Source organism: Terrirubrum flagellatum (assembly GCF_022059845.1).
Classification (GTDB): domain Bacteria; phylum Pseudomonadota; class Alphaproteobacteria; order Rhizobiales; family Beijerinckiaceae; genus Terrirubrum; species Terrirubrum flagellatum.
Window position 1 is genome coordinate 3,725,635 of record NZ_CP091851.1, and the last position, 11,981, is coordinate 3,737,615.

The 11,981-nt window shown below is 64.2% G+C and carries 10 protein-coding genes and 1 tRNA gene; 5 read left to right on the forward strand and 6 right to left on the reverse strand.

What is annotated here, in order from left to right; all coding sequences use genetic code 11:
* The first annotated feature begins 26 nt into the window (after positions 1-26).
* Together L8F45_RS17915 and L8F45_RS17920 are read left to right on the forward strand one after the other, a co-directional pair.
* Positions 27-1,298 (forward strand): L,D-transpeptidase family protein, encoded by a 1,272-nt coding sequence (locus L8F45_RS17915; RefSeq protein WP_342359231.1) that lies wholly within the window; start codon positions 27-29, stop codon positions 1,296-1,298.
* Between the two features lie 11 nt (positions 1,299-1,309).
* Positions 1,310-1,972: a hypothetical protein gene (locus L8F45_RS17920; protein ID WP_342359232.1), complete on the forward strand. Its 663-nt coding sequence runs from the start codon at positions 1,310-1,312 to the stop codon at positions 1,970-1,972.
* Between the two features lie 149 nt (positions 1,973-2,121).
* Here the strand turns inward: L8F45_RS17920 and L8F45_RS17925 are convergent, their stop codons facing one another.
* Both L8F45_RS17925 and L8F45_RS17930 read right to left on the reverse strand, forming a co-directional pair.
* A complete protein-coding gene (locus L8F45_RS17925) occupies positions 2,122-3,276 on the reverse strand; it encodes an acyl-CoA dehydrogenase family protein (RefSeq protein ID WP_342359233.1) in 1,155 nt (384 codons plus the stop codon).
* A gap of 122 nt (positions 3,277-3,398) precedes the next feature.
* Entirely contained in the window at positions 3,399-6,593 is a 3,195-nt protein-coding gene (locus tag L8F45_RS17930) for a PAS domain-containing sensor histidine kinase (RefSeq protein ID WP_342359234.1), read from the reverse strand.
* A gap of 162 nt (positions 6,594-6,755) precedes the next feature.
* Here L8F45_RS17930 and L8F45_RS17935 point away from each other — a divergent pair, with 162 nt between their 5' ends.
* Entirely contained in the window at positions 6,756-7,193 is a 438-nt protein-coding gene (locus L8F45_RS17935; protein WP_342359235.1) for a phasin, read from the forward strand.
* A 122-nt stretch (positions 7,194-7,315) separates the two neighbouring features.
* On the opposite strand, the gene L8F45_RS17940 is transcribed toward L8F45_RS17935, so the two are convergent.
* The 3 genes from L8F45_RS17940 to L8F45_RS17950 form a co-directional block, all read right to left on the reverse strand.
* Entirely contained in the window at positions 7,316-8,398 is a 1,083-nt protein-coding gene (locus L8F45_RS17940) for a D-TA family PLP-dependent enzyme (protein WP_342359236.1), read from the reverse strand.
* Positions 8,399-8,402: 4 nt separating this feature from the next.
* Positions 8,403-9,572, reverse strand: coding sequence for an amidohydrolase/deacetylase family metallohydrolase (locus tag L8F45_RS17945; protein WP_342359237.1), 1,170 nt, complete (start codon positions 9,570-9,572; stop codon positions 8,403-8,405).
* A 194-nt stretch (positions 9,573-9,766) separates the two neighbouring features.
* Positions 9,767-10,627: a D-amino-acid transaminase gene (locus tag L8F45_RS17950; RefSeq protein WP_342359238.1), complete on the reverse strand. Its 861-nt coding sequence runs from the start codon at positions 10,625-10,627 to the stop codon at positions 9,767-9,769.
* Between the two features lie 229 nt (positions 10,628-10,856).
* Here L8F45_RS17950 and L8F45_RS17955 point away from each other — a divergent pair, with 229 nt between their 5' ends.
* Positions 10,857-11,303, forward strand: a complete 447-nt coding sequence (locus L8F45_RS17955; RefSeq protein WP_342359239.1) for a CBS domain-containing protein — start codon at positions 10,857-10,859, stop codon at positions 11,301-11,303.
* Between the two features lie 71 nt (positions 11,304-11,374).
* Positions 11,375-11,451 (forward strand) — tRNA-His (locus L8F45_RS17960).
* A gap of 102 nt (positions 11,452-11,553) precedes the next feature.
* On the opposite strand, the gene L8F45_RS17965 is transcribed toward L8F45_RS17960, so the two are convergent.
* The gene (locus L8F45_RS17965; RefSeq protein ID WP_342359240.1) at positions 11,554-11,844 is read right to left on the reverse strand and encodes a hypothetical protein; all 291 of its coding nucleotides are present in this window, start codon (positions 11,842-11,844) and stop codon (positions 11,554-11,556) included.
* Between the last annotated feature and the right edge of the window lie 137 nt (positions 11,845-11,981).

An 11,981-nucleotide genomic window follows, 5' to 3' on the forward strand; every position in this document is an offset into this window, starting at 1 on the left:
TTCCGCAGTTCGATGCGGAGGTTCGCATGACGCGGACAGCCTACGCCTGGCGGCCGGCCGCCATCCTTGTTTCGCTCGCGCTGACCACGGGCGCAGCGCGCGCTGTCGAGCCGATGTATGGCCCGCAGACCCATGACCGCACCGCGTCGGCGCTGGCGCAATATCAGGCGATCGCGGCGCGCGGCGGCTGGAGCATGCTGCCCTCCTCGACGCGCGAGTTGAGGCCCGGCGCGACCGGCGCCGAAGTGGCGGCGCTGCATCAGCGGCTTGCAGTCACCGGCGACATCGACGCGACGCTTGCGACATCAGACCAGTTCAACGATGCGACGATCGAAGGCTTGAGAAAATTCCAGGCGCGGCATGGGCTGTCGCTCACCGGCTCGGTCGGAACGCTGACGCTGCGCGCGCTCAACACGCCGGTCGATGTGCGCGTGAAGCAGCTCGCTGCTTCGCTCGATCGTCTGAAGAATAGCAGCTTTGCATTCGGCGCGCGTTATGTGGTCGTGAATATTCCCGGCGCTGCCGCAGAAGCCGTCGAGAACGGCCAGGTGGCGCAGGCGCATACGGCCGTCGTCGGCCGGCCTGATCGCGCCTCGCCAGTGCTTGAAGCACGCATCACCGCGGTCAATCTCAATCCGACATGGACCGCGCCAACGACGATCGTGAAAAACGACATCATCCCGAAGGTCGCGAAGGACGCAGGCTATCTCGAAAAGAACCATATGCGCCTGATCGGCGCCGGCGGCGCGGAAATCGACCCGAAGACAATCGACTGGAACAACACCTCCTCAGTCCCTTTCAGCGTCCGGCAGGATGCGGGGCCGACGAATTCGCTGGGCCAGTTGCGCATCGACATGCCGAACGCGCAGGCGGTCTATATGCATGACACGCCCAAGAAGGATCTCTTCCGCTCCGACGTGCGCTTCCACTCGTCGGGATGCGCGCGCATTCAGGACGTGCGCGATCTTGCTGCCTGGCTGCTTGAAGGAACCGGCGTCGATCGCATCGCCATCGAGACCGGCATCGAGTCGGCTGAGACGAAGACGATCCGCCTCGCTCATTCCGTGCCTGTTGCATGGATTTATCTCACAGCCTGGGGTTCAGGCGATGGCGCGGTGCAGTTCCGCGAGGACATCTATAAGCTCGATGGCGCGCCGAAAGACCCTGCAGCTTCGACGCTCGTCGCACGCACGAAAGCGCCCGGCGTCGATATGATGACGACGGGCAGTGTTCCCGCGAAGCCGAAGCCCGCAAAGGCTCTCGTCGTCGGCGCCGCCAACACCGAAGAGCCGCGCTGAACGCGCCGCTCATGCCGCGCGCGAAGCCGCCTTCCTCGCTCGCCGCTCACGCGCCGCTCGCCAATCGTGTTGCGCCCACTGGCGATCTCGTCTCCACGCCAGCGCGCGGCGGCATGCTTGGCAATCGCGGCGGGCGTTTCCACGATCCCGCGACGCAGACGGTGCGCGGCCGTCCCTGGGCGACGAAGCAATGGATCTGCTGCGTCCTTTCTTTCAAGAATCGCACGCGCGACGTCTGGGGCCGCTATTACACCGAGCTGTTCTTTTGCGACGAAGTCACCGCGCTCGCGGCCGGCCATCGCCCGTGCTTCGAATGCCGGCGCGCCGAGGCGGTGGAATTCGCTGCGGCGATCGCGCGGCATGATGGGCTCGCGCGTGCTCCGATGGCGCCTGAGATGGATGAGCGTCTTCACGCAGAACGACTGAATGGTCGCGAGAAACAGATTCATCGCCTGTCCACGCGCGATCTGCCCGACGGCGCGATGATCCTCATCGATGGTGTGCCGCACGCCTTGAAGGAAAGGCGATTGTTGCGCTGGTCGTTTGAAGGCTACGCCGCGACTGACATCGCGCTTCCCGACATGGCGGATGTGCTGACGCCGCCGACGATCCTCGCGGCGCTCCGAGCAGGCTATTCGCCACGCTGGCATAAGAGCGCGGACCAGACCGGATAGCCGCGAAATCTCACCAGGACTGTCATTCCGGGGCGATGCGGAACGCATCGAGCCCGGAACCCAAGCAGCGGCGCCACTTGCACGATTTTCTGGGTTCCGGGCTCGCGCCTGCGGCGCGCCCCGGAATGACGCTCTCATATGGATGACGCCTATCCTTGCCGCAAAATCTCGCGCGCGATCACCAGCCGCTGGATTTCCGACGTGCCTTCATAGATGCGCGTGATGCGCGCATCACGCGCATAGCGTTCGACCGGATAATCCCTGACATAGCCTGCGCCGCCATGAATCTGGATCGCGGTGTCCGTCGCGCGATGCGCGGCCTCGGACGCATAGAGCTTCGCCATCGACGCCGCCTTGCCGAAAGGCAGTTTCTGATCCTTCTGATGCGCGGCCTGCAAAATCAGAAGGCGCGCGGCTTCAAGCTCCGTCTCGCGATCGGCGAGCATCCATTGCAAACCCTGAAAATCCGCGATGCTCTGGCCGAATTGCTTGCGCTCTTTCGCGTAGGCCTTCGCCGCATCCATCGCGGCGCGCGCAATGCCGAGCGACAGCGACGCGATGCCGATGCGCCCGCCCGCGAGTTCGCCAACGGCGATGCGGAAACCATCATTCTCGCGACCCATCAGCGATGACGCGGACACGCGGCACTGATCGAAGCGCACGATGTTCGTCGCCGACCCGGTCTGCCCCATCTTCTTCTCGGCCTTGCCGATGATGAGCCCCGGCGCATCAGACGTGACGAGAAAACAGGAAATGCCCTTGCCTTTCGGCGCTGCGGGATCAGTCACCGCCCACACCACGAACACGCCGGCATATTCGGCGCTGGTGATGTAGAGCTTTTCGCCGTCGATGATCCAGTCGTCGCCGTCGCGGCGCGCCTTCGTCTTCATGTTGGAGGGATCGGAACCTGCGCCGCTCTCGGTGAGGCAAAAGGCGCCGGCGGGATAGGTCCCATCCGCCAGCTTCGGCAAATGCATGTGCTTCTGCATGTCGGAGCCAACAGCTTGGATGACTTCACCGACCATGTTCGTCACCGAGGCCGTGACGCCGGTCGCCGCGCAGGCGTAGCCCAACTCTTCTATGGCGAGCGCGAAGGCAACGGTCCCCGCTTCGGTTCCGCCGAATTCGGCGCCGACATTGAGCGCCATGAAACCGGATTCCGCGAGCAGCTTGAGGTTGGCGAGAAATTCCGCCCGCCCCTCGCCGCGATCGAGCTTTTCCGCCAGCGGCGCGATCTTCTCCGCGGCGATGCGGCGCGCGGAGTCGCGGATCATCTCTTCTTCATCGGTCAGGGAAAAATGCATGTGACGCTCTGCATTGTCATGGCCGGGCTTGACCCGGCCATCCAGTCAAAACAACTCAGATCGAAGCAAGGGCTGGATCGCCGGGTCAAGCCCGGCGATGACGCTGAAATATCCAGTTCATCCTACTCCGCCAGCACGCGCGTCGGCGGAAACACCACTTCGACCAGCGTGCCCTCATTCTTCACGCTCGACAGCTTCAGGCTGGCGCGATTGGCTTCGACGAGCGCGCGCGTCAGCGGCAGGCCAAGGCCGGTGCCGCCGGCGCGACGCGAGGTCGCGAGCTGCCGGAACGGCTCCATCGCTTCCGACAATTCCTTTTCATTCATGCCGATGCCAGTGTCGCGAATGCGGATCGCGACTTCGCCGAGATCGGTCAGCGTCGTCGAGACGATCACTTGCCCGCCGGAATCCGTGAACTTCACGGCGTTCGACAGGATGTTGAGCACGATCTGCTTCAGCGCGCGCTCATCGGCGACGATCGCGGGCAGCTTCATGGCGAGCGCCGAGCGCAGCACCACGCGGGCGCGCTGCGACTGCGGCTGCATCAGGCTCACCGCGCCGCGCACGATCTCGTTCGCATTCACGCTGGCGAAATTGAGATCGAGTTTGCCCGCCTCGATCTTGGAGAGATCGAGGAGATCATTGACGAGGCTGATGACGTGGCCGCCGGAGGAATGGATGTCGCGCAGATAATCCTTGTAGCGATCATTGCCGACCGCGCCGAAGCGCTCCTCCATCATCACTTCGGCGAAACCAATGATGGCGTTGAGCGGCGTGCGCACCTCATGGCTGATCTTGGCGAGAAAATCAGACTTCTGCGCCGACGCATCCTCGGCGGCCTTGCGCGCATCGACGAGATCGCGCTCCGTCTTCTTCCAAGGCGTGAGATCGCGCAGCACGGCGCAGAATTTCCGCGTCGGCTTGTCGCTGATCTGGCCGAGCGTGACGAAGAGCGGAATGCGGCCACCCTGGCGCACGCGGCCGACAAGCTCGCGTCCATCATTGAGCACCGAGCGCACGCCGCCCGATTTCAGGCCCTCGAAATAATCGGCCGCCAGCGCGTGGCTCTCCGGCGCAAACAGAGTGCTGAGAGATTCGCCCGCGACTTCGTTGAGATCGTAACCGAACAGCGCCTCGGCCGCCCGGTTGAGCGTCATGATGCGCCCGTCCTCGTCGATGACCGCGACGCCGTCGGTCGCGATGTCGAGCATGGCGCGCGTCTCACGCAATTCGGCCTCGCGCGCGCGCAGATCGAGCTCCGTCGCCTTGAGACGCTGGCCGACTTCGACATCAAGGGAACGGCGGAAGGTCACGAGCGTCGCCGGCGCACCGTCCCACGCAAGTCCTTGCAGGCGCGCATCGACGGCGATGGATTCGCCATCACGCCCGGCGAGAAGCACCGGCCCTGTCGGCCCGTCGCGTTCGCTCAGCGGCGCCCGGCCCTTGAACAGGCCGGCGACGCCGCCATGCGCTTCGATCGCCGCCGTCGAGGGATAATCGAGCAGATCGAGCAAGGTGCGATTGGCGAAGAGGAGCTTCGGGCCGCGATTGATGAGCACGCCGACGGGCAGACGATCGAGAATGTCGCGCGCATGGTCAAGAAGCGGATCGGGCGGCGGCGCATGCATGGGCGCGCGCAGAGCTTCGGCAGCGATCGGCGTGCTGACAGGCGCCGGCACATCAAGCTCCTTCTTCATCGCGGCCGCGAGCGCGGCGACGCTCTTCTCGATCTCCTCTGCATCAGGCGTGGGCGCGACATCGTTCGCAGCTTGAGGCGCAGCGACGAAGGCGGGCGTGGTATCGACGGAAGACTCGAAAGGCTGTGCGACGTTCTCGCCTGCCGGCGCCGGCGGAGTTTCCTGCTGCTCGATCTTTTCAGGCTCTGCGGGAGAAGCCTCCGCGAGCGGCTCTTCGGTGATCGATTCTAACGCGTCGCCATCGTCGAGTTCGGCTGCCTTCTCTTCTGGCTCTGTCGCCTCGGCCGCAGGCGTTTGCTCATCTTGCGCTGACGCTTCGACAGCGGATTCGGGCGCGATTTCGCTCTCTTCTTCCGCAGGCGATTCGTCGGCGACGACATGCTCCGCGACTGCCGGCGCAGTCGGTTGCGTCGCCGCTCCGCTATCAGACGTCTCCTGCGCGTCTGAGATCTCCTGCTCCCGTGGCGCCGCGATTTCGAGCGGCGCATCATCGAGCGGTTCGACAATCTCATAGGCGAGAGCTTCGTCGACCGGCGTCGCAGTCTTTGTTGCGGTCGGCTCCGCTTCAGCTTCGCGAGGCTCTTCGGCGACAGCCGGCCGCGGCTCGTCCTTCTCGACGAGACGAAGCTGCGGGGGTGCGCGCGTCGCCGCCTGTTCCGGCTCCGCCGTCTCGACGCCGCGCACGCCCAGCGCCCGGGCGATTTCGCGGAAGGCGTTGCGCTCGGCGAGCGAGAGATGCGGCATCGCAGGCAACGCTTGTTCGGACGCTGGCGCGGCGGCCGGTTCGGCGGAAGCAACGCCTGAATCTTCCACCGCTCGAACTTCTTCCGCCGGCGCCTCCTCCGCGACGGCTGGCTCGACAGCAACGGGTTCCGCGACCGGAGCGGCCGGCTCATCCTCGACCACAGGCGGCGGAGCCGGCGCGGCAACAGGTGCCAGATCGGGCGCAAGCAGGAAGCCGCGGAAGCCGCGGAAACGGCGCGCGGCGTCATAGACCGGCACGCCCGACCAGATTGTCGTCACCGGGCCCGGCGCGTGGTCGCTGCTCCAGAGCAGCTCGACGCCGCTCGCCGTCGCGCGGCGCGCCAGCGCGTCTTCCAGCGCGCCTGTGGGGTCGAGCAGCACGTCGTCGACGAGATCACCCCATTTCCGGCCGATGACGGCGCCGGCCTTGTCGCCCATGATCCGGCGCAGCCCATCGCCTACCTGCGCCAGCGCGCCGCTCTCGTCCGAGCGCCAGAGGATGCGCACCTGCGGCGCGTCGGACGACGACGCCTTCGGCTCAGGCGCCGGCGCAACGGCCCCCGCGCGGACCCCGCCGTCGATCGGGACAACGACGACAACGCGGCGATCCTCCAACTCCATCAGTCGGCAGGCGGCAGGCGTGGGCGGCGCGGAATCGCCCGATAGTTTCAGATCGAGCAGCGCCGCCCCGGCGCCGCGCTCGCGGCCGAACGCCAGAAGCGCCTGCCTTGCCGCCATTTCCAGCGCCGCCGCGCCCTGAGGCGCAAGCACGACCCCTGTCGCAGCGTCGACCGCAAACGCCCCCGGCGCGCGCAGGCTTGCGGCCAAACGCTCCGCGAGATCAGGCGGGAGGACATCCCCGGCGTTTAAATCCATGGCGCGGCGATTTACCGTTCGTTAAGCTCAACAAAACCTTAACGCCGGCTCATCAGCAGGTCCATTCGCCCGAGGATTGACCCCCAGCATCATTCACACGCATCCTTAACGCCCGGCCGGCCGCGGCGGGCGCGCCGCGGCGACCCAACCTGGAGACGGACCATGAGCTTCAACATGCCGAAATTCGAAATCCCCAATGAAATGCGGGATTTCGCTGAGAAGAGCGTGGAGCAGGCCCGGAAGGCCTTCGAGGGTTTCCTCGGCGCGGCCCAGAAGGCGGTCGACACGGTCCAGAGCCAGGCGGCCTCGAATCAGGCCAGCGCCGCCGACTTCGCCAAGAAGGCGATGACCCAGGCCGAAAGCAACGTCACCGCCGCCTTCGAGCACGCCACCAAGCTGGTGCGCGCCAAGGACCCTCAGGAAGTGATGCAGCTCCAGTCCGAATATCTGAAGTCGCAGCTCGCGACGGTTCAGGCGCAGCTCAAGGATCTGGGGACGGCGATGCAGAGCAACATCAAGGATTTCACCGCCGCCGCGCAGAGCAACATGCAGAAGGCGATGGATGCGGCGAAGGAACTCGATCCGACGAAGAAGAAGTAGGGGGGCGCTCGCAACACGCTCATCTGTCATCGCCGGGCTTGACCCGGCGATCGAGCGGAATGGCTCTATCGCGCTGGAAATCTGGATCGCCGGGTCAAGCCCGGCGATGACGCTGGAAATAATCAGGTCAGCTTCCCGCGCGCTGCGACCGGCAATTCGCCGATGATCTCATCGCCGCGCACCATCACCAGACGATCGACCATGTTCACGACGACGCAGACATGGTTCGGAATGATGCGCACGACGTCGCCGACCTTCGGTTTGTCGTTGACGCCGGTGAGATCGAGAAAGCCGTGCTCCTCGGCGAATTTCGCGATGCGCGCCTGCGGATGTTCGAGGATCAACCCATGACCGTCGAGACCACCCGTGTCGCTCGTCAGCGTCTTCGAGCCTGAATCGAGAATGCCGCGATCAACGCCGGCGCGGCTCACCACGGTCGCATAGACGCTGAGCGCGCAATCATCGAGCGTGGCGGAGCCGGCGGCGATCTGCATGCGATCATTGAAGATCGAGGTGCCGGCGCGATGCTCGGTCGCGCCTGCGAGCTTGCCGAGATTGGTGAGGTTCGGCGTGCCGCCGGTCGAGACGATCTCGATCTTGTCGGCGAGACCATCGGCGCGGAGCGCGGATTTCACTTCGTTGAAGAAGCTCTGCGTCGCCGGCCAGCCATCCTCCGGCGGATAGAACATCAAACCGCGAAAATTGAGATGGGGACGCTTCGCGACTTCGCGCGCGAGCGCGATCGCTTCAGCGGGAGTTTCGACGCCGGCGCGTTTGCGGCCGGTGTCGCATTCGATGACGACGCCAAGCGGGCGTCCGGCAATCTCGCCGGCGCGCGGCAATCCTTCAATCACAGTGAGATTGTCGGCGGCGACCGTCACATCGGCCTTTTCGAGCACGCGGCCCAAGCGGCCGGTCTTCTCATCGCCGATGATGTTGTAGCTGATGAGAATGTCGTCGATGCCGGCGTCGGCCATGATCTCGGCTTCGCCGATCTTTTGGCAGGTGATTCCTTTCGCGCCCGCCTCGACCTGCATCTTCGCCAGCACAGGCGACTTGTGCGTCTTGATATGCGGGCGATTGTTCACGCCTGCGTCATCGCAGATCTTCTGCACGCGCGCGATGTTGCGCTCGACCTTGTCCATGTCGATGACGATGCAGGGGCTGCCGAATTCGCGGGAAATGCGCTGCTTGAGATCAGACATCTGATTACCCCTTGATCCTCGCGAATTTCGACGTGCGCTTCGGATGCCACCATTTGCCGCGCATCACGACGCCTTCGGACAAGATGCGCCTGTCGCCGATGAGATGCTCGCCGACCACGTCGACATAATCATGCTTGCCCTCTTTGACCGTCAGGATCGTCGCGTCGCCGGCCGAGCCGACCTTCAGCGATCCCAACTCCATGCGCTTCAACGCGACGGCGGCATTGATGGTGGACGCCGCGATCACATCGTTCAGCGACATGCCCATGCAGAGGAATTTCGACATGGTCGTCACCTGATCGAAGGCGGGGCCGTCGATGCAGAGCGTATGGACGTCGGACGAGATCGTGTCGGGATAGAAGCCGTTCGCCAGCATGGCGCGCGCGGTCTTGAAGGCGAAAGAGCCCTTGCCGTGGCCGATGTCGAAATAAACGCCGCGCTGACGCGCATCGAGCACCGCCTGCTTCACTTTGCCCTGCGCCGTCACCGGCGCATTCGGGAACGGCCTGAACGCGTGCGTCAGCACGTCGCCGGGACGCAGGCGGCCGATCACTTCTTCATAGGATGGCGGGGGATGATCGATATGCGCCATCAGCGGCATGCCGACTTCTTCCGCAACTTCGAGCGCCATGCCGAGCGCGGATGAGCCCTGCGTTCCCGACGAGTTGCGGCCGACGCGCACCTTGATGCCGACGATGAGATCGCGATTGGCGTTGGCGACCTCGACGCAATCAGACGGCGCCATGAGGCGCGATTCCTCGCTCTCGCCCACCATCACGGTCTTCGAGAATCCGTAGATGCCCGCAAACGAAATATGGAGATAGGCGAGGATGCGAACCTGGCAGGGCTCGATCACGTGCTTGCGGAAGCCCATGAAATTGCCGGGCCCGGCGCTGCCGGTGTCGATACTCGTGGTAACGCCTGAATCGCGCGCGAACTGTTCGGCGTCGATGCCAAGCGAGGTGCCGCCCCAATAGACATGAGTATGGAGATCAATGAGGCCGGGCGAGACGATATAGCCTGAGACATCGCGAACATCCGTCTCCGCATCGGCTTTCAAATTATCGCCGACCGCCGCGACCTTTCCGTTCGCAAAAGCGACATCGGTGACGCGATCGAGCTTCTGCGAGGGATCGATAACGCGTCCGCCGCGCAGGATGAGGTCATAGGTCACAGATTCATCCCCTTACTACAAACGGAAACGTCGCGATTTATTCGCCTCCCTCCCCCCTTGTGGGGGAGGGTGAGGGAGGGGGGTCCAAAGTTGCTCAGCAAAATTCACGGCACACCCCCCTCTCCAACTCTCCCCCACAAGGGGGGAGAGAGCGCATTCAGTTCGACGTCGTCGATCGAACAAGTCGAAGGCTGCTAAACCCCCGCCTTCTGCGCTTCTTCCAAATAAATCTCGCGCATGCGCCGACCAACCGGTCCCGGCTGGCCGCCGCCAACGGTCTTGCCGTCGATCTCGACAACTGATGTGACGAAACTGCCCGCCGAAGTGATGAATACTTCCGGCGCCGCGAGCGCTTCGTCGATGGTGAAAGCGCGCTCGATGAAGGAAATGTTGCGCTCGGCGCACAGTTTCTTCAGCGTCGCGCGCGTGATGCCCGGCAGCACTTCGTTGCTGAGCGGCCGCGTCACCAGTTCGCCATTCGCTGTGACGATGAAGATGGTGGAGGAGCCGCCTTCGGTCACGACGCCTTCCGGCGTGTGCATCATCGCTTCCTGGCAGCCTTTCTCCGCCGCCGCCTGCTTGGCGAGAACCTGCGCGAGCAGAGCGACGCTCTTGATGTCGCGACGCTCCCACCTGATGTCAGGCACGGTCAGAACCTTGATGCCCGTGCGCGCCGTCGGCGAACCCGAGAAGTCGCGCTTCTGCGTGAACATGATCAGCGTCTGCTTGAGGTCAGCAGACGGAAACGCGAAATCGCGATCGGCGGCGCCGCGCGTCACCTGAAGATAGACCGTCCCCTCAACGATTCCATTGCGGGCGATCAGCTCCTTCTGGATTTTGACGATCTCGTCGGCCGGCAGCGGCATTTTCATGCCGATCTCGCCAAGCGAGCGTTCGAGCCGCTTCAGATGGCCGTCATTGTCGAGCAGCTTGCCGCCCATGACCGCTGAGACCTCGTAGATGCCGTCGGCGAAAATGAAGCCGCGGTCGAAGATCGAGATCCTGGCGTCGTGTTCGGGAACATAGGCGCCGTTGACATAGACGATGCGGGACATGGGGCTTGCTGAGATGTTGAAATGGCGGCGGCACGACTCGCACGCGCCTGCGGCCCCGACAAGCCACATTCCACGAAAAGCCTTGCGCTCCGCTCGCGCCCGGCAGGCGCGCTTTGCAACGCCTCATAAATTCGGAACCCGTCTGGCGGGCCGGCGTTCACGAGGAAGGGCGCCGCGTTGGCGCGGCTCCCGGCCAGACTCCCACACGAACTCCGAGGAGGAGCGCATCATGCGAGTACGGGACGTGATGAGTTCGGATGTGAAGATCGCCCATCCCGATCAGCCGATCCAGGAAGCGGCGCGGCTGATGGCCGCCCTCGACGCCGGCGTCCTGCCGGTTGGAGAGGAGGATCGCCTTGTCGGCGTGATTACCGATCGCGACATCGCGGTCCGCGCCGTCGCCCTGGGCAAGACGCCGGTCACCCCGATCCGGGACGTCATGAGTTCCGAGGTCAAACACTGCTTCGACGACGAAGAGGTGGACGACGTGATGGAGAACATGGCGGACATCCAGGTCCGCCGCCTTCCGGTCGTGAATCGCGATAAGAGGCTCGTCGGCATCGTCTCGCTTGGCGACATTGCGGTCTGCGACGGGCGGGCGGATACGGGGACCGCGCTGCGCGGCATCTCGACCGCCGGCGGCATGCATTCACAATCCGCCGAGAACGCGATCTAGCGCTGAGGCCGGTCACCCGCGCGGCCCTTGCCTTTCCCGGCCTTTGCGGCTTAAAGGCCCCGTTCGCGCGGGCAGCCATAGCTCAGTTGGCTAGAGCGTCGGATTGTGGCTCCGAAGGTCGCTGGTTCGAGCCCAGCTGGCTGTACCACCCGCGAAAGATGAATTCCGGCCGGCTCCTTTCGCCGGGCCGACTTCCCACGGGCGATTCCCTCGCCTCCCAAGACATTTGCCCCCGCGTGAATATCCCCAATCAGGGCTGGCGGAGGCTTGCCGGCAGAAGCGTCATAAAGCGCGCGACGCTCTTGTCGACGGCGGATTTCATATCCCGCTCGCCCTCTCCGAAGACGTCGATCACGATGCGGCTTAAGAGATCGCGCTGCTCCTGCAGACGCGTTTCGTCGCCGCTGATATCGCCGCTCTGGCTGAGGATGCTCTCCGAGACGCGCATCGCGCCGCTCATAAGAGCAAGCTCTTCTTCGTCGAAGACGCCGAAATACCTCGCATGCGCTGACTGGAATTGAAGCTTGTCGTCCTGAAGCATGCCTGATTCTACCGGCAGGCTTCCGTAACGTCGAACTATTTCGCAGTTAGATTTCGGCAATACCGGCTTACTTCACCCATTTGGAGTCAAAGTCTCATTGGCCGCAGCGAATTACGCTCATTCGGCGCTGAATGAGG